Source organism: Bradyrhizobium sp. LTSP885, from assembly GCF_000938305.1.
Taxonomy (GTDB): Bacteria; Pseudomonadota; Alphaproteobacteria; order Rhizobiales; family Xanthobacteraceae; genus Bradyrhizobium.
In genome coordinates, this window is record NZ_JYMT01000007.1 from 1 (window position 1) to 18155 (window position 18155).

An 18155-nucleotide genomic window follows, 5' to 3' on the forward strand; every position below is an offset into this window, starting at 1 on the left:
CGGCTGCACCGGGTGTGCGCGGCTTCCGCGATATCACGGCCGACGCCGACGATCTCGGCCGCGCTGCGGCGCAGGCCACCCGCAACGCCCGCAAGACCTACGCCAACGTGCCGTCGCCCTCGCCGGAATTCGACCGGCTCGAGCCCAGCCTGGAGAACCGCGGCGCCGATCCCGACGCGCCGTACTCCTATGACGAGTCGATCGAGGAGGCCGAGCGCTACGCGCCGCAGACACCGCAGCTGCCGCGCTCGCGGATCGGCAGCGCCGAACGCGAGCCGAAGAAGCCGGCGCGCGTCGGCGCGATGTTCCCGTTCAAGGGCGCGATCGTGGTCGGCATCGTGCTGATCCTGGTCGGCGCCGCGATGCTCTGGGGCAAGCCGGCCGTCAGCTATGTCAGCGCCCTGTTCAAGTCGCAGCCGTCGGCGGAGGCCCCGAAGGACGCCGCTGCGCCGGCCACCAAGCCGAAGATCGCCGACCGCGTCGGCCAGCCCTCGTCGTCGGGCGAGCCGGTCGCCCCGGTCGCGCAGCGCGTCGTGCTCTATGACGAGGATCCGTCCGATCCGAAGGGCAAGCAATATGTCGGCTCGGTGGTGTGGCGCACCGAGCAGATCAAGGCGTCCGGCAACCAGAAGCCCGATATTGCCGTACGCGCCGACATCGACATCCCCGATCGTAAGTTCAAGATGACGATGTCGTTCCGCCGCAACACCGATTCATCGCTGCCGGCAAGCCACACCGCGGAATTGACCTTCATCCTGCCGCCGGACTTCGCCAATGGCGGCGTCGGCAACGTGCCGGGCATCCTGATGAAGTCCAACGAGCAGGCCCGCGGCACGCCGCTGGCCGGTCTTGCCGTCAAGGTCACCGACGGCTTCTTCCTGGTCGGCCTCTCCAACGTCGACAACGACCGCTCGCGCAATCTGCAGCTCCTGAAGGAGCGCTCCTGGTTCGACATTCCGCTGGTCTACACCAACCAGCGCCGCGCCATCATCGCGATCGAAAAGGGCGCCCCGGGCGAGCGCGCGTTCAACGACGCGTTCGCGGCGTGGGGCGAGTAGAGGGAGAGCATTCGCTCTTACCTCTTGCTCAGCCTGTCATCGTCCGGCTTGCCGCCGTCGCTAAGCTCCGGCGCGCCTGAGACCGACTGCCACGTCGAAGCCTTGGCGTAGACGGGACCGGGCGACAGTATTCCAGAGGCGCCGGACGTTTACCGATCGGCCGCAGCGTACTGGATGCCCCGCTTGAAGCGGGGCATGACAGCGAGGAACGTTTCGATCTTCATCGAATTTCCCGTAGAACCGCTGCCAGACTGCGTTAGACTGAATGTCTACGTTCCAGGGACGCGCCATGAAACGCTATCTGATCTTCGCAGCCATCGGGCCGTTCATCGGCGGCTTCCTGCTGCTGCTCGCGACGACCTATCAGTCCGGCTATTGGACCGAGACCCAGGGCGGCGAGGTCGCAAAACTGTTCACGGTGTTCGCGAAGTCGCTGCAATACAATTATCTGTTCGGCATCGTGCCGGCGATGATGTTCGGCGCGATCGACGACATCCTGATGCATGTCAGGCGGATCTCGCCTGTGGTGCGGATGCTGATCGTCGGCGTGGTGGCGTTCTTCGCCGCAGCATTCACCTATGCCTCTCATGGCTCCGAGAGCGGCGCAGCGCAGTTTGTCCTCTACGGGGTGGTCGGCCTGGTGCCGGGCCTGATCTCGTCGTGGGTGGCGCACAAATATGCCGAAGAGCCGCAGCCGGCGACGTCGGCGCAGCATTGAGGTGGCGGGTTTGCGCTGAGGCCGGTTGGCCGCGCGTTTAAATGCGAACGCACATCTTGGCAATCGAATCTGAAACCAACCCCACGTCGTCCCGGGCAAGCGAAGCGCGACCCGGGACCCATAACCGCCGATAGTCATTGTTGCGCAATGCAGAGGCCACAGCTCGCTTCAACAACGCTACCCTGTGGTTATGGGTCCCTGCTTCGCAGGGACGACAGTTGCAAGAGATGACACAGTGGTAATGTAACGCAACTTGAACCGCCCACTGGCGTTACCATGTGATGGCCATGCCCGAGAACGACATCTTCACGTCGAATGCTGCGCGATCGCGGCCGCCGTTCGGCGGGGCGCAGGCGCGCGGCAAGATCATCGACCAGGACGGGCACGAAATCCCGGATGCCGGGCCGCGTCCGCAGTTCGAGAGCTTTCACTTCGACTTCCGCAACTCCGCCGCCAATCCGTTCGGCAATCTGACGCGCGAGCAGCGGCTGGCGCGGCTGGAGGCGATCGCAAAACTGCTCGACGTCGCCTTCGTGCTGCCTGGCACCAACATCCGCTACGGCATCGACGGGCTGATCGGCCTGATCCCCATTGTCGGCGACATCATCACGACCGCGATCTCGTTGTGGCTGGTGCGCGAGGCCCGCGCGCTCGGTGCGCCCTGGCACATTACCGCGCGGATGCTCGCCAATGTCGCCGTCGACGGCGTGGTCGGCATCGTGCCGGTCGTGGGCGATGCCTTCGACGTCATGTTCCGCGCCAACATCCGCAACGTGCGGCTGTTGCGGCGATGGCTCGACAGGCAGCCGCGCCTGTAGCGCACGCGTATGATCCGGAAAAGTGTGAAGCGGTTTTCCCTCGCGACAAACGCGGGACGCGTTTGCGCGGAGATCATGCGCAAATGTGCACGACTCAAACAAAAGCCCCCGGACACGTCCGAGGGCTTTTCGTTGGGAAGAGAGAAAGAAAGGCTTAGGCGGCGTCAGCGTCGGTCTGCTGGGCCTGAACCGGGCGCGGATGGCGCTGCAGCGGAAAGGACTCGCTCTCGTACAGCGAGCGGATGCCGTTCTGGTCGAAGCGCGCTTCCTCGACCTGCAGATAGGCGCCGTTCAGCGAGTCCGCAGGCAATTGCTCCATCGCGAACAGCACGGCTTCGGCGGCGGTACCGAAACGGCGATAGGCGAACCCGGCCCGCTTCTTCTTGCGGATCGCGGCGGGAAACAGTTCGGCGGAGGTGTTGTAGTTGAACGGACGCAAGGGACGCATTGTCGACGACCTCTTATCTTCGTGACGGCTGGAGCTATCGAATTGATTTTTTGGGGGACGGTGGGCCGCTACCGGCGGCGCGCCGCACACATCATTCAGAGGCTAATATAGGCTTCTTTGACAAAAATGCGACCCCAGAACCGTCAGGGCAAGGCACATGATGAATCCGCGCATAGCAGCGGAACAGATTGAATAAGTTGTTTTATTTCAAATATTTATGGCGATTACAGCTTACCCAGCAGGACCATGACCAAAACCACGACCAAAATTACCCCGATCAGCCCGGTTCCGGAATGGCCGAGGCCGTAGCCATAGCCGCGGATCCGGCCGCTGGCGCCGCCAAGCAGAATAATCAGCAGGAGGATGATGAGGATCAGTCCAAGCGACATGGTGCCCTCCTCGAAAAAGGGCGGCAGCCGCACGGCGAGACGCCGACGGCCCCGCAAGGGAGAGCAAAGCACATTTTGGCCTGGTGGCCGATAACTTCGTCGTCATTCCTGGTTATGCGCGCGTCGTCATTCCGGGATGGTCCAGAGGACCAGACCTCAGGTGCGCAATTGCGCACCGGGGAATCTCGAGATTCCGGGTTCGATGCTGCGCATCGCCCCGGAATGACGATGCCTTCGCTATTTCTTGCTCTCGTCGATCGGCAGCACCTTGAGCGGTGTCGGATAGGGCTCGACGCGCAGCGAGTCGCTGGCGATCAGGCCTATTCTGTGCAGTGGAGCCTCTTCGAGATCGCCGGAGGCGGATTTGTGCACGGCGTATTGCCAGACGCTGATCGAGCCCTTGGCGACCAGCATTTTTGCCAGCCCGCCGGCATTCTGGCCCTCGACCTGCGCGAGATCGGCGTCCGTGAGGCCGATCACGACCTCGTCCTTGCTGGTGATGACCTTGAACAGGGAGACCTTGTCGGCGGCAAGGGCCGGCCCGCTCACGACGCTCCCCACGATGAGTCCGGCGAGGCCGAGACCAAACAAAAGCTTTCCTGGAATGTGCGGCATCAAATCTTCCCTCGTTTGCGCGCGGGAGAGACCGGTGAAGCCAAAACAAAACCCCGCGCGACCGGTCCTTGGTCGCACGGGGCTAAGAATGGGTTCGAGGTCGGCGTAGCGTTTTCGAGCGCGGGTACCGGTTCGCGTGAAGAAAACGCGTCCAACGAGAAGAGCTTATTTCTCGTTCAGCTTCAGCGATGCCGAGTTGATGCAGTAGCGCAGGCCGGTCGGGCCTGGGCCGTCGTTGAAGACGTGGCCGAGATGGCCGTCGCATTTCGAGCACAGCACCTCGGTGCGGACCATGCCATGGGTGACATCGCGCTCCTCGTCGACGTTGCTCTCGGCCGCGGGCTGCGAAAAGCTCGGCCAGCCGCAGCCCGAGTCGAACTTGGCGTCGGACTCGAACAGCGTCTGTCCGCAGCCGGCGCAGACATAGGTGCCCTTGCGGGGATCGTGCTCATATTCGCCGGTGAAGGGACGCTCGGTCGCCTTTTCCCGCAGTACCGCATATTGCATCGGCGTCAGTTCCTTGCGCCACTCGGCTTCGCTCTTGCGGACCTTGGCGTCAGTCTTGGTGTCGGACATGGAAATTCCTCCGGGTTGGATCGTCATTGCGAGCGAAGCGAAGCAATCCAGTGTGAGGGAAGCACGATGGATTGCTTCGTCGCTTCGCTCCTCGCAATGACGGAAGCTATTGCCTCAGTTGGTGACCTTGGCGCTGCTCACCAGCGTCGGCTTCTCGATGTAGTTCTCCGCGAAGATCTTCTTCAGGTTCTCGACCTTCGGGATGTCGTTGTAGGCAATATAGGGTTGGGTCGGGTGCAGCGTCAGATAGTCCTGGTGATAACCCTCCGCCGGATAGAACGCCGCAAGTGCGCCGACCTTGGTGACGATCGGCTTGCCGTAGACCTTGGCGGCGTTGAGCTGGGCGATATAGGCATCCGTGACCTTCTTCTGCTCGTCGCTGGTGGTGAAGATCGCCGAGCGATATTGCGTGCCGCTATCGGGGCCCTGGCGGTTCAACTGGGTCGGGTCGTGCACGACGGAAAAGAAGATCTGCAGGATCTTGCCATAGGAGATCTTCTGCGGGTCGTATTTGACCTCGACCGACTCCGCGTGGCCGGTCGAGCCGGTCGAGACCATGGAATAGTCGGCGGTCGCCTTGGCGCCGCCGGAGTAGCCGGACACCGCGTTGACGATTCCGGCGGTGTGCTGGAACACGCCCTGCACACCCCAGAAGCAGCCGCCGGCGACGACCACGGTTTTGATGCCGCTCTCCTGCGCGTCGGTCGCGGGCGGCGGGATGATCACGGCATCCTCGGCGGCAAACGAGGGTGCAACGGCAAAGGCGGCGACGGCCAGCGCGCCGATCGCGGCGGCGCAGAGCGTGAGGCGGCTAAGGGAGCTGCGGGACATGGGTTCCTCGTGGGATCGCATTTGGGGGCTAGTTTAGAGCGCGGGCCGGCAATCGCAATCGGTCCGGTTCGCTCCGACGCCTCAAGATACGGGCGAGGGGGCGTTTTGTTACGGCCAAGGCGACACGGTTTCGTGAATAAAGTCGCGTTCCTGCAACGCCTTAAGGGACGAGCCGCCCGACCATGCCGTATAATTGCCGAGCGGAACCGGCCGGCCCCTCCAGTGAACCGCGACTTGCGACGCGCGACAAAATTTCAGGTGCCCGGGGCCTCTTTACGATGTTGCGCGCATTCCTTTCGTTGATTGTCCTGCTTGCACTGGCTGGCGCTGCCCGTGCCGCCGGCGATATCGACACCTGCCGCAACGCCCAGGCCGAGGCAGTCGCGCGGCTGGCGGCCTGCGAAAGCGTGATTGCCGACGAGACGATCATCGGCAAATCCAGAGCCGCCGCGTTCTGGTTTCGCGGCGATACGCTGAACAAAAAGCGCGACTATGACGGCGCGATCGCGGCCTACAGCGCGGCGCACGATGCTGATCCGGACAATGTCGGCTACATCAATTCGCGCGGCATCGCCTACAGCAACAAGGGCGACGACGAGCACGCGCTCGCCGACTACGACCAATGCCTGCAGATGCGCCCGAATTTTGCGAGCGCCTTCAATAATCGCGGCCTGATCTTCATGCGAAAGGGCGATCTGCAACGCGCCTTCGACGATTTCAACCAGGCCGTCAATCTGACCCCGGCCAACAGCCCGATCCGCTACATCCATCTCTACAACCGCGCACGCGTGGAGGGGCTGCAGAAGAACAATGACGCCGCGCTCGCCGACTACGCCGATGCGCTCAAGCTCAATCCCGACGCCGTGCAAATTCCGACTTACCGATGCGTCACCTACACCGACATGGGAAAGTTCGACGAGGCGCTCGCCGACTGCAACGCGGTGCTCGGCAAGAACCCGAAGGCGGTCTACACGCTGACCAGCCGCGCCAATGCCAATCTCGGCAAGGGCGATCTGGACGCCGCGCTGAACGACTACAATGAGGCGCTGAAGATCAGCCCCAACAATATTCGTGCCCACGCCGGTCGCGGCCTTCTCTACGAGAAGCGGAAGGATCTCGTCGCGGCGCGTTCCGACTATCGCTCCGCAAGCGCGACATTGACGAAATACGACGATACCGACACCGCGATTGCGCGCCGGACCGCCAAGGAACGCCTGGCCGCACTGATGGCGGTCTTGCCGCCTCCGGCCGCCGTAACGCCGCCCAAGCCCGCACCGGGAAAGACTGCTGTGGTACCGGCGGAACCGGCCGGGCCGCGCAAGGTCGCGCTGATCGTCGGCAACGGCGCCTACAAGAACGTGCAACCGCTCGACAACCCGCCGCGCGACGCCAGACTGATCGCGTCGACCTTTCGCGAGCTCGGTTTTGCGACCGTGACGCTTGCGCCCGATCTGACCCGTGACAAATTCTTTGCCGCCCTGCATGAGTTTGGCGCCGAGGCCGAAAAATCGGATTGGGCGGTGGTCTATTATGCCGGTCACGGCATGGAAATCGGCGGTGTCAATTATCTGATCCCGACCGACGCAAGGCTCGCTGCCGACCGCGACGCCGATGCGCAGGCGGTGGCGCTGGAGCAGGTCATTGCCGCCGTTTCCGGTGCCCGCAAGCTGCGGCTCGTGATGCTCGATGCCTGCCGCGACAATCCGTTCGAAAAGACCATGCAGCATACCATCGCGCTGAAGCTGGTCAGCAAGGGCTTTTCCAACATCGAGCCCGAAGCCGGGTTCATGGTGGTCTATGCCGCCAAGCACGGCGAGACCGCGCTCGACGGCGATTCCGCGAACTCGCCGTTCGCCACCGCGCTGGCGCGCGACATCAGGGAGCCGAAGGTCGAGGTGCGAAAACTCTTCGACATCGTGCGTGACGACGTCTGGACTGCGACCAAACACGGACAGCAGCCCTTCACCTACGGCTCGCCGCCGGGCCGCGAGGATTTTTACTTTGCGGGGAAGTGACGCTTGGAGGATTGCGAAGCAATCCGAAAGCATCATTCCGGGGCGATGCGCAGCATCGAACCCGGAATCTCGAGATTCCGGGTTCGTCCTTCGGACGCCCCGGAATGACTCCGTCACACCACGATGCTCAGCCGCTTCGCCGCGCGCGTAATCCCCGTATACAGCCACCTCGCGCGGCTATCCTGGAACGCAAAGCTCTCGTCGAACAGCACGACATCGTCCCATTGCGAGCCCTGCGACTTGTGCACGGTCAGCACATAGCCATAGTCGAACTCGTCATAGGGCTTGCGCTGTTCCCACGGGATGCCCTCGATCCCGCCGTCGAAGCATTCGCCGCGCACGGAGACTTTCGTGACCTTGTAGCCAAAGTCCTCGTCCGGCGTCACCCGCATGGTGATGATCTTGGATTTCGACTGCGCGCGCGCCTTGACCCGCCACAGCCCGCCGTTGAACAAGCCCTTCTTGCGGTTGTTGCGCAGGCAGACCAGCTTGTCGCCGGCGACGGGCAGCGGATCCTCGATCTTCAGCCGCTGCCGCATCCGCATGTTGTAGGCGCGGCGGGTGTTGTTGCGGCCGACCAGCACCTGGTCGGCGCTCATCACCCGGTCCGGATCGAGCTCCTTGCGCGAGACGACTTCGCTTTCGCCGTGGCGGCCGATCTCGAGCTCGCGGCCCTCGCGGATATCCATCGACATCCGCACGATCGGATCGTCCTGCGCCTGACGGTGCACTTCGGTCAGCATCGCGTCCGGCTCGCAATCGGTGAAGAAGCCGCCGCCCTGGATCGGCGGCAGTTGGGCGGGGTCGCCGAGCACCAAAAGCGGGCAGTCGAACGACATCAAATCGCGGCCGAGCTCGGCGTCGACCATCGAGCATTCGTCGATCACGATCAGCTTCGCTTTTGATGCTGGAGCGTCGTCCCAGAGCTCAAAACTCGGCTGCTCGACGCCGGATTCGCGGGCGCGATAGATCAGCGAATGGATCGTCGAAGCGCTGTCGCAGCCCTTGTTGCGCATCACCAGCGCCGCTTTGCCGGTGAAGGCCGCGAATTTGACCTCGCCATCGACGTCCTCGGCGATGTGGCGGGCAAGCGTGGTCTTGCCGGTTCCGGCATAGCCGAACAGGCGGAACACCGGCGGCGTGCCGTTTTTGCCGGGTTTGGCTTTCAGCCAGTCGGCAACGGCTTTCAGCGCGGAATCCTGATGCGGCGTGAAGGCGGTCACTTGAATATTGTCTTGGGGCTTTCGGAGGAAAGATTGCGCGACCGATAACGCCGCGACTCAACATTCACAAGCTAGCCATTCGCGCGCTCCAATCAAGTCGACTTCCGCTGCGCGGAATTGGAGTTTCGCGGCCAAGGCTAGACCTCAAGGCTAGACTTGGTCTGTGCCGGCACTAGACTGACCCCAACAACAAGCTGGAACAGGCGACCTTGGGAGCGACGCCATGAAATTCGGCATCTTTTATGAGCTGCAATTGCCGCGTCCGTGGAGCGACGGCGACGAGCTCAGGCTTTACCAGAACGCGCTGACGCAGTTGGAGACCGCCGACCGGCTCGGCTACGACTACGCCTGGGTGGTGGAGCATCATTTCCTCGAGGAATATTCGCACTCGCCGGCGCCCGAATCCTTCCTTGCCGCCGCGAGCCAGCGCACCAAGAAGATCCGGCTCGGCCACGGCATCTTCCAGCTCACCACCAACCATCCCGCGCGCGTCGCCGAGCGGATCGCGGTGCTCGATCTCCTGAGCAACGGCCGCTGCGAGTTCGGCATGGGCGAGAGCGCCTCGATCACCGAGCTGACGCCGTTCGGCCGCGACATGGAGACCAAGCGCGAGGTGTTCGAGGAAGCCGTGCAGGCGATCTTCCCGATGTTCACCAAAATCGGCACCGAGCATCACGGCAAATATTTCGACATTCCCTTGCGCAATGTCGTGCCGAAGCCGGTGCAGAAGCCGCATCCGCCGCTCTGGATGGCCTGCTCGCAACTGCCGACCATCGAACGCGCCGGACAAAACGGATTTGGCGCGCTCGGCTTCCAGTTCGTCAGCGCGGACGCCGCGCACGCCTGGGTGCACGCCTATTACAACGCGATCACCAAGCGGTTGAACAAGCTCGCCGACTACGAGATCAATCCGAACATGGCGCTGGTCTCGTTCTTCATGTGCGCCGAGACGGACGAAGAGGCCCGCAGGCGCGCCGATGGTGCGACTTTCTTCCAGTTCGCGCTGCGCTATTACGGGCAGGCACAGAACCGGCAGCGGCCGGCGCCCGGCACCGTCAACATGTGGGACGAATACAACAAGTGGAAGCGCGAGAATCCGGAAGCGCAGGAAGCCGCGCTGCGCGGCGGCCTGATCGGCTCGCCGGAGACCATCGCCAAGAAACTGCGGCGCTTCCGCGCCTCGCATATCGACCAGGTCATCCTGCTCAACCAGGCCGGCAAGAACACCCATGAGCATATCTGCGAGTCGCTTGAGCTGTTCTCCCGGGAAGTGATGCCGGAGTTCCAGAACGATCCCGAGCACGATGCCTGGAAAAAGGGCGTGCTCAGCGGCGCGATTCAGCTAGAGGAGATCGACACTCAGGCTTTCAGCGATCGCTATGGTAAACTCGCGGTCAATGTCGCGCCCAAAACGGCCGCCGCCGGCTGATCGATCGCCTGATCGATCGTCTGATTGATTCCTGGCAGCGAAATCGCGATTCCGTGAGGAAAATAATTCGCTACCTGCCATCGGCGCCTTGAAACAAACCGCACGCACCTTGCCCGCATGACAGTGCGGGCGTCGCTATTTTTGCGCACTCCTCGACAGCTTCATTCGCCACCCCCATCATCCTGGCATCGCATGATCGTGCAGCGCAGCGCGCGCGATCGTCAGGAGATTTTTGGAATGAAGCGTCGTGAGTTCCTCAAACTGTCGCTCGGCTCAGCCGCCGTGGCCGCGCTGTCAGGGCGCGCGAGCGCCGAGGGTGGGGTGAAGGAGATTCGTATCGGCTACCAGAAGAATGGGGTGCTGGTTATCGCGCGGCAGCGGGCAATTCTGGAAAATCATTTCAAGCCGCAGGGTATCGAGGTGAAATGGGTCGAGTTCTCCTCCGGCCCGCCGTTGATGGAAGCGATGAACGTCGGCAGCATCGACTATGGCGCCGTCGGCGACTCCCCGCCAATTTTCGCCCAGGCTGCGGGCGCTGCCATCGTCTATGCCGCGGCTCAGCCCATCATCAATGGGTCAGGCATCCTGGTGCCGCAAAATTCGGCAATCGCCGGGATCGCCGATCTCAAGGGCAAGCGCGTCGGTTTCACCAAGGGGTCCAGCGCGCATAACGTCGTGATCCAGACGCTGGAGAAGGCCGGACTGACCTATGACGACATCACGCCGGTCTATCTGACGCCACCGGACGCCGGTCCTGCCTTCGGCAACGGGAGCATCGATGCCTGGGCGATCTGGGATCCATATTTTGCGATCGGCGAGACCAAGCAGAACGGTCGGATTCTGGTCAATACAAGCGAGGTCACCAAGACCAACTCGTTCTATATCGCCAACTGCGACTTCGCGAACAATCACGGTCGCGTGCTGCAGCAGATTGTCGATGTCACGAGCGCGACCGCTGATTGGGCGCAGGCGCATCCTGACGAGGTCGCGAAATCGCTGGCCGCAGTCACCGGCGTGCCGCTCGACATCCAGACCATCGCGGCCAAACGGGCCGGCTTCTCGGTGGCTCCCATCAGCGCCGACATCATCGCGACCCAGCAGGGCGTGGCCGACCGCTTCTTCAAGCTCGGCTTGATCCCAAAGCAGGTCGTGGTCCGCGACATCGTCTGGCGCAACAGCCAGACCTGATTTCATTCAACGCAAGGGGCGTCATCATGCGACGTATCATTCAACGCTGGATCACCAGCGCGGTGCTCTCGGTCAGCATCGTCGCCGCCGCGGTCAGCGCGTCCTATGGGCAGGACAAGGTGGTTCGTATCGGCTTCCAGAAATACGGAAAGCTGGTGCTGCTGAAGAGCAAGGGCTCGCTCGAAGAGAAGCTGAAAGCGGTCGGCACCAAGGTGGTGTGGACCGAGTTTCCGTCCGGGCCGCCGCTGCTCGAGGCGCTCAATGTCGGCGCGATCGATTTCGGCAACACCGGCGAAGCGCCGCCGATCTTCGCGCAGGCCGCCGGTGCGCCGATCCAGTATGTCGCCTATGAGCCGCCGGCGCCGAAGGGCGAGGCGATCCTGGTGCCGAAGGACAGCCCGATCAAGTCGGTCGCCGAGCTGAAGGGCAAGAAGGTCGCGCTCAACAAGGGCTCCAACGTCCACTATCTCCTGGTGAAGGCGCTGGAGAAGGCCGGCGTCAAATATTCCGATGTCGAGGTCGCCTATCTCGCGCCTGCCGATGCCCGCGCAGCGTTCGAGCGCGGCGCGGTCGATGCCTGGGTGATCTGGGATCCGTTCCAGGCCGCAGCGGAAGCGGCCACCGGCGCGCGCACGCTGGCTGACGGAACTGGCGTCGTCTCGAACTATCAGTTCTATTTCTCCTCGAAGGCGTTCCTGCAGAGCGATCCGAAGATCGTCGATCTCGTGCTGGCGCAGTTGAGCGAGGTCGACGACTGGGCCAAGCGCGACATCCACGCGGTGGCCGAGCAACTCGCGCCGACCATCGGCCTGTCGGTGCCGGTGGTGGAGGTCGCGCTGAAGCGCCAGGCCTACGGCATCAAGCCGGTCACCGATGCTGTTATCGCCGATCAGCAGCAGGTCGCCGATGCGTTCTTCGCCCTCGGCCTGATCCCCAAACAGATCAAGATTTCTGACGTCGCATGGAGGCCGGGAACGTGAGCACCGCAACCAACGCCAATATCCTCTGGTTCCTGCCGACCCACGGCGACAGCCGCTATCTCGGCACATCGATCGGCGGCCGTGAGGTCAACTTCAACTATCTGCGCCAGATCGCGCAGGCCGCCGACCAGCTCGGCTATTACGGCGTGCTGCTGCCGACCGGTCGTAGCTGCGAGGATTCCTGGGTGGTGGCTTCGGCCGTCGCGCCCTGGACCGAGCGCCTGCGCTATCTGGTTGCGGTGAGGCCCGGGCTGCAGTCGCCCGCCGTCGCCGCACGCATGACCGCGACGCTGGACCGGGTCTCGAACGGTCGCCTCTTGATCAATGTCGTCACCGGCGGCGATCCCGTCGAGAACAAGGGCGACGGCATCTTCTTAGGCCATGACGAGCGCTACGCGGTGACCCGCGAGTTCCTCAACGTCTACAGCGATCTGCTCGCGGGCAAGACCGTCAATGTCGAGGGCAAGCACATCCAGATCGAGGATGGCCGCCTGCTGTTCCATCCGGTGCAATCGCCGCGGCCGCCGCTGTATTTCGGCGGCTCGTCGGACGCCGGCATCGACGTCGCGGTCGACACCGTCGACAAATATTTGACCTGGGGCGAGCCGCCGGCGCAGGTCGCCGAGAAGGTTGCGCGGGTCAGGGCGATCGCCGAGCAGCGCGGCCGCAAGCTGTCGTTCGGCATCCGCCTGCACGTCATCGTGCGCGAGACCAACGCGGAGGCCTGGAAGGCTGCCGACGAACTGATCCAGCACGTCACCGACGACACGGTGGCGGCGGCGCAAAAGATTTTCTCGCGGATGGACTCGGTCGGCCAGCAGCGTATGGCGCAACTGCACGGCGGCCGCAGAGACCAACTCGAGATCAGCCCGAACCTGTGGGCCGGCGTCGGCCTGGTGCGCGGCGGCGCAGGCACCGCGCTGGTCGGCGATCCCGAGACGGTCGCAGCCCGGATCAAGGAGTATCAGGAGATCGGCGTCGATACCTTCATCATGTCCGGCTACCCGCATCTCGAGGAAGCCTATCGCTTCGCCGAACTGGTGTTCCCGCTGCTGTCGCTCGGGCACGGCAACAACGTGACGCCGATCCGCGTCAACACCGGGCCGTTCGGCGAGACCATCGGCAACGAATATCGGCCGCAGAAACAGGCATCGCAATCATGAGTCTCATCGACAGTCTTCCGCGTCTCAATGCACCGAAATTGCCAAGGGTCGACGGCCTGATCCCGTGGATCGTGCCGTTCGCGATCATCCTGGTCTGGCAACTCGCCAGCGTCACCGGCTTCGTGCCCGGGCGCGTGCTGCCGGCGCCCAGCGACGTCGCGCTGGCCGGCTGGAAGCTGCTGCTGTCAGGCGAGCTGATCCGCAACATCTGGGTCAGTTTCTGGCGCGCCAGCATCGGCTTCCTGATCGGTGGCAGCATCGGCTTCGCGTTCGGTCTGGCCAACGGCCTGTCGCAGCTGTCGGCCAAGCTCACCGACACCACGCTGCAGATGGTGCGCAACATCCCGCATCTGGCGCTGATCCCGCTCGTCATCCTGTGGTTCGGCATCGACGAGTCGGCAAAACTGTTTCTGGTCGCGCTCGGCGTGTTCTTCCCGATCTATCTGAACACGCTGCATGGCATCCGCACCGTCGATCCACAGCTGATCGAGATGGGGCGCATCTACGGCATGACCGACGGCGAGTTGTTCCGCCGGGTGATTTTCCCCGGCGCGCTGCCGTCGATCTTCGTCGGCCTGCGCTTCGCGCTCGGCATCATGTGGCTGACGCTGATCGTCGCCGAGACCATCGCGGCTTCGTCCGGTCTCGGCTACATGGCGATGCAGGCGCGCGAATTCATGCTAATCGACGTCGTCGTGCTCTCGATCCTGATTTACGCCTTGCTGGGCAAGCTCGCCGACAGCGCTTCGCGCGCGTTGGAGCGGCTAACCTTGTCCTGGCATCCCGCCTTCCAGAAGAAGTGAGAATGAGAATGCAAGAGGCGCTTCGTTTTCAGTCCGTGGACGCCGAGCCGGTCGACCGTGCCGATATCATCCCGCAAGCGCGGCAATTGCGGCGTGCGTCGGAAGGCGCGACGCGCGGGTTGTCGCTGACCATCCGCGGCTTGCGCAAGTCGTTCGGCGACAATGAGGTGCTGCGCGGCATCGACCTGCACATTCCGGCCGGCCAGTTCGTTGCCATCGTCGGCCGCAGCGGCTGCGGCAAGAGCACGCTGCTGCGCCTGATCGCGGGCCTCGAGACGCCGACCGCCGGCAGCATTTCCTTCAGCGAGACGCCTCGCGCCCAGGATCTCCGCGTCATGTTCCAGGAGCCGCGGCTGTTGCCGTGGGCGCGGGTGCTGTCCAATGTCGAGGTTGGCCTCGGTCGTGAACGCAAATCCGCGGATGCCCAGGCGCGTGCCGAGCATGCGCTGGTCGAGGTCGGTCTCGACGACAAGCGCGGGCAGTGGCCCGCGGTGCTCTCGGGCGGCCAAAAGCAGCGCGTGGCGCTGGCGCGTGCGCTGGTCAGCCAGCCGCGGACGCTGGCATTCGACGAGCCGCTCGGCGCGCTCGACGCGCTGACGCGGATCTCGATGCAGGCATTGCTCGAGCGCGTCTGGCGCGACCAGGGATTTACGGCGATCCTGGTGACGCATGACGTCGCCGAGGCGGTCGCGCTCGCCGACCGCGTACTGGTTATCGAGGACGGCCGCATCGCCCAGGATGTCACCATTGACCTGCCACGGCCACGCCGGCGCGGCTCGGCGGAACTCGCCGCGCTGGAAGGCGCGATCCTGAAGCACCTGCTCGAAGGCAGCGAAGATACGTCTGATCTGTGAGGCCGTCATGAACACCGCCGTCCGCAACCTCTCCATCGCCCAGGCCGTCTCCGCCGAAGATTTTCGCGGCGCGATGCGCCATCTGACCGGTGGCGTCAGCATCATCACGGCCGGCCGCGGCGACGACATTTCCGGGATGACGGTGACCTCGGTGTCGTCATTGTCGGTCGATCCGCCATCGCTGATCGTCAGCATCAACCGCGCGGCGTCGTCATATCAGCTGATCAAGCGCCATGGCGTGTTCGGCGTGAATATCCTGACGGCGGACCAGCTCGATGTCGCCGAACGCTTCACCGGCAAGGGTGGCCTGAAGGGTGCCGACCGGTTCGCCGGCGCTGAATGGACGACGCGCGCTTCAGGCGTGCCACTTCTGGTCGGAGCGCTGACGGCGATCGACTGCGAGGTAGAGGAAGTGATCGAACGGCATTCGCACGCGATCGTGATCGGTCGCGTGCTCGATGTGGTGGCCTCGCAGCGAACCGCTGCGCTGGCATATTGGCACGGCGAATATGTCGCGATCGACCGGGAAGAGGACCAGCTCAAGCTGGCCGAGGTCAGCCTGCCGTCCCGTCACGTCCATGCCCGGGGGCTGCGCTAGACTTCCCGCTCTGGTTGCGTCCCCGAAATACGTCCAGTGCGCAGCTTGGCGTTGTTAAACGCTGCTTGGATTTGAAGTCTTAATACTTGGTGTCGGCCGAATTCACCGAAACTACACCAAATCTGCGGACGAACCTCAGATTGTAACCGGCGTTGCTCCAACGTTATCGCTCGCTATGCTAATGGTTGGCTGGGTGATTGTACGTTGGCGTTTTGGTCGGGGACTGATGACCGCTCGCAGATTGTCGCAAGGGCAGGCCCCCATGGGGGTGGCGCGTCGCCGCTGGCATGAGGAACGGTCGCTGCGGTCCGCTATCAGAATGGCCCGCATGGGCTACTGGGAGTCGCAGAGCGCCGCCGCGACCGATTTCTGGATATCGCCTGAGCTCGCTGCTTTCTACGAATTCGAGACGGTCGATGGCTTGATCCCCATCGTCACAGCGAGCAGGCGCTACGTGCCTGAAAGCCGCAGGATTTTGGAGGCGCATTACGCGGCGTGCTGGGCGGAGGGGCAGCCCTATGCGGTGCAGGCGAGGCTTCGCAGGTCCGATGGTAGCCTGCTCGACTGCGTGGTGCATGGCGAGCCGGAATTCGACGCGCTCGGTCAGGTCCGGCGCGTTTCCGGCATTGTCCGCGACGTCACGGAGGAGACCTCCGCATTGCGGCGCCTGGCGGAGAGCGAGCAGCGGCTGGCCGATTTTGTCAGCACCGCCTCGGACTGGTGCTGGGAGAGCGACGCCGCCCATCGGATGCTGCCCTATCCCAAGTCGCTTCCCGGCAATGCGGCGTTCCAGACAGTGGCCGCTGGCGGGAAGGCGCGCTGGGAGCTGGCTTATGCGCCCGAGGACGAGGAGGGCATGGCACGGCTCCGGGCCGACATGGAGGCCCATCGCCCTTTTCGCGACTTCACCTATACGCTGATCGGCCAGGACGGGTCGCGCATCAGTATCTCCACCAGCGGCAAGCCCATCTTCGCTGATGATGGCGCCTTTCTCGGCTATCGCGGCACCTCCAGCGACATCACCCAGCTCAAGGAGGCTGAGCGCCAACTCGAGCAGCTCGCCTACAGCGATCCTTTGACCGGCCTTGCCAATCGCGCGCTGTTCAAGCGCCAGCTCGCCGCCCTGATCGAAGTCTGCAGCCTGGAAGGCCGGGGCGCAGCCCTGCTGCTCATCGACCTCGATCGCTTCAAGGAGGTCAACGATTCCCTCGGCCACGCCGCCGGCGACGAATTGCTGATCCGGGTGGCGACTGCGCTGCGACAGGACCTGGGGCCGCGTGCCTTCATCGCCCGGCTCGGCGGCGACGAATTCGCCGTGCTGGCGGAGGGATGCGACACATCCGACGCCGCGCTGACCGGGCTTGCCGATCGGCTCATCGGCAGGCTGTCCGGCCCCGTCGATCTCACCGAGGGCGAGGCCTTCGTCGGCGCCACCATCGGCATCGCGCGCCTGCCGGAGCATGGGGCAACGGCGGAGACCGCCGTGCGCAACGCGGACCTCGCGCTCTACATGGCCAAGGAGGCCGGGCGCGGCCGGGCGCAACTGTTCGAGCCGGTCTATGCCCGGGCGGTCGATCAAAGGCTCGATCTCGCCCGGCATCTGCGCCATGCCGTGGAGACCGGCGCCCTCCAGGCCCATTACCAGCCGCAGGTGGACCTGAGGACCGGCCGCGTCACCGGCTTCGAGGCGCTGCTGCGCTGGACCCATCCCGAGCGCGGGCCGATCTCACCGGCGGAGTTCATCCCGATCGCCGAGAGCTCCGGGCTGATCGTCGATCTCGGCCTGTGGGTGCTGCGCGAGGCCTGCCGACAGGGCCGTGCCTGGCTGGATGCCGGACTGCCGCGGCGCTCCGTCTCGGTCAATGTCTCGCCGGCACAGATCTGGAGTGGGGATTTCGAGACGGCAGTCTCGGCCGTGCTGGCGGAGACCGGCTTTCCGGCGGAGCTGCTCTGCCTGGAGCTTACCGAAAGCCTGTTCGTGGATCACACCGAGCAGCGGATCAGTCGCACGCTGACGGCCCTCTCTGGTCTGGGCGTCCGGCTGGCGCTGGACGATTTTGGTTCGGGCTATTCCTCGCTCGGCTATCTGACGCGCCTTCCCTTCCACTCGTTGAAGGTGGACCGGGCCTTCGTGGATGGCATTTCCACCGTGCCGGAGAAGCGCAAACTGCTCGGCGGCATCATCGCTTTGTCGCATGGGCTCGGCATGAAGGTGGTGGCGGAGGGGGCCGAACTGCCGGCCGAACTGGACTTGCTCGGCGGGCTCGATTGCGACTTGGTGCAGGGCTTCGTCTTTTCCCCGCCGATCGCCGCCGATGAGGCGCCGCTGGTGGCGGCCAGCATCGAGCGCGAGGCGTGCCGGATAGAGCCGAAACGGGCTAGCCTCTAAGGCTACGCTTTAGGGCGCTTCACGTCAGAAAAATACGTCGAAGCAAGAGTCAAAAGTCCC

18 protein-coding genes are annotated in these 18155 nt (G+C 63.9%); 12 read left to right on the forward strand and 6 right to left on the reverse strand.

Features of this window, described 5'->3' with window-relative positions; all coding sequences use genetic code 11:
- The 3 genes from UP09_RS05925 to UP09_RS05935 all read left to right on the forward strand — a co-directional run.
- Nucleotides 1–1058, forward strand: a 1058-nt coding sequence (locus tag UP09_RS05925) for a hypothetical protein (protein WP_044537146.1), incomplete at its 5' end; no start/stop codon positions are given.
- A gap of 289 nt (nt 1059–1347) precedes the next feature.
- A complete protein-coding gene (locus UP09_RS05930) occupies nt 1348–1776 on the forward strand; it encodes a DUF5413 family protein (protein WP_044537147.1) in 429 nt (142 codons plus the stop codon).
- Nucleotides 1777–2057: 281 nt separating this feature from the next.
- Entirely contained in the window at nt 2058–2594 is a 537-nt protein-coding gene (locus UP09_RS05935; protein ID WP_044537148.1) for a DUF4112 domain-containing protein, read from the forward strand.
- Nucleotides 2595–2748: 154 nt separating this feature from the next.
- Here UP09_RS05935 and UP09_RS05940 read toward each other — a convergent pair whose 3' ends face one another.
- From UP09_RS05940 to msrA, 5 genes are all read right to left on the reverse strand, one after another.
- Nucleotides 2749–3042, reverse strand: a complete 294-nt coding sequence (locus tag UP09_RS05940; protein WP_044537149.1) for a hypothetical protein — start codon at nt 3040–3042, stop codon at nt 2749–2751.
- Nucleotides 3043–3266: 224 nt separating this feature from the next.
- Nucleotides 3267–3431 (reverse strand): DUF3309 family protein, encoded by a 165-nt coding sequence (locus UP09_RS05945; protein ID WP_082070006.1) that lies wholly within the window; start codon nt 3429–3431, stop codon nt 3267–3269.
- Nucleotides 3432–3668: 237 nt separating this feature from the next.
- Nucleotides 3669–4046 (reverse strand): hypothetical protein, encoded by a 378-nt coding sequence (locus tag UP09_RS05950; RefSeq protein WP_044537151.1) that lies wholly within the window; start codon nt 4044–4046, stop codon nt 3669–3671.
- A 165-nt stretch (nt 4047–4211) separates the two neighbouring features.
- Nucleotides 4212–4622: a peptide-methionine (R)-S-oxide reductase MsrB gene (gene msrB / locus UP09_RS05955; protein WP_044537152.1), complete on the reverse strand. Its 411-nt coding sequence runs from the start codon at nt 4620–4622 to the stop codon at nt 4212–4214.
- A 114-nt stretch (nt 4623–4736) separates the two neighbouring features.
- The gene (gene msrA / locus UP09_RS05960; RefSeq protein WP_082070005.1) at nt 4737–5453 is read right to left on the reverse strand and encodes a peptide-methionine (S)-S-oxide reductase MsrA; all 717 of its coding nucleotides are present in this window, start codon (nt 5451–5453) and stop codon (nt 4737–4739) included.
- Nucleotides 5454–5731: 278 nt separating this feature from the next.
- Between msrA and UP09_RS05965 the strand changes: the two genes are divergently transcribed.
- The gene (locus UP09_RS05965; RefSeq protein ID WP_044537153.1) at nt 5732–7468 is read left to right on the forward strand and encodes a caspase family protein; all 1737 of its coding nucleotides are present in this window, start codon (nt 5732–5734) and stop codon (nt 7466–7468) included.
- A 113-nt stretch (nt 7469–7581) separates the two neighbouring features.
- On the opposite strand, the gene UP09_RS05970 is transcribed toward UP09_RS05965, so the two are convergent.
- On the reverse strand, nt 7582–8691 hold the full coding sequence (locus UP09_RS05970) for an ATP-dependent DNA helicase (RefSeq protein ID WP_044537154.1): 1110 nt from the start codon (nt 8689–8691) through the stop codon (nt 7582–7584).
- Nucleotides 8692–8914: 223 nt separating this feature from the next.
- On the opposite strand from UP09_RS05970, the gene UP09_RS05975 reads away from it, so the two are divergent.
- The 8 genes from UP09_RS05975 to UP09_RS06010 all read left to right on the forward strand — a co-directional run bounded on the left by UP09_RS05975 (nt 8915) and on the right by UP09_RS06010 (nt 18095).
- Nucleotides 8915–10120 carry an LLM class flavin-dependent oxidoreductase gene (locus UP09_RS05975; protein WP_044537155.1) on the forward strand — a complete coding sequence of 402 codons (1206 nt, stop codon included), beginning with the start codon at nt 8915–8917 and terminating at the stop codon, nt 10118–10120.
- A 237-nt stretch (nt 10121–10357) separates the two neighbouring features.
- The gene (locus UP09_RS05980) at nt 10358–11308 is read left to right on the forward strand and encodes a sulfonate ABC transporter substrate-binding protein (protein WP_044537173.1); all 951 of its coding nucleotides are present in this window, start codon (nt 10358–10360) and stop codon (nt 11306–11308) included.
- A 26-nt stretch (nt 11309–11334) separates the two neighbouring features.
- Nucleotides 11335–12288, forward strand: coding sequence for a sulfonate ABC transporter substrate-binding protein (locus tag UP09_RS05985; RefSeq protein WP_044537156.1), 954 nt, complete (start codon nt 11335–11337; stop codon nt 12286–12288).
- On the forward strand, nt 12270–13451 hold the full coding sequence (ssuD, locus tag UP09_RS05990) for an FMNH2-dependent alkanesulfonate monooxygenase (RefSeq protein ID WP_044537157.1): 1182 nt from the start codon (nt 12270–12272) through the stop codon (nt 13449–13451). The genes UP09_RS05985 and ssuD overlap by 19 nt, the downstream gene beginning before the upstream one ends.
- Nucleotides 13448–14254: an aliphatic sulfonate ABC transporter permease SsuC gene (gene ssuC / locus UP09_RS05995; protein WP_044537158.1), complete on the forward strand. Its 807-nt coding sequence runs from the start codon at nt 13448–13450 to the stop codon at nt 14252–14254. Before ssuD ends, ssuC begins: the two co-directional genes overlap by 4 nt.
- A gap of 8 nt (nt 14255–14262) precedes the next feature.
- Nucleotides 14263–15108, forward strand: a complete 846-nt coding sequence (locus UP09_RS06000; protein WP_044537159.1) for an ATP-binding cassette domain-containing protein — start codon at nt 14263–14265, stop codon at nt 15106–15108.
- A 7-nt stretch (nt 15109–15115) separates the two neighbouring features.
- Entirely contained in the window at nt 15116–15706 is a 591-nt protein-coding gene (locus UP09_RS06005; RefSeq protein ID WP_044537160.1) for a flavin reductase family protein, read from the forward strand.
- Between the two features lie 328 nt (nt 15707–16034).
- Complete coding sequence (locus UP09_RS06010) at nt 16035–18095, forward strand: putative bifunctional diguanylate cyclase/phosphodiesterase (protein WP_156164474.1); 2061 nt, start codon at nt 16035–16037, stop codon at nt 18093–18095.
- Nucleotides 18096–18155 lie beyond the last annotated feature (60 nt).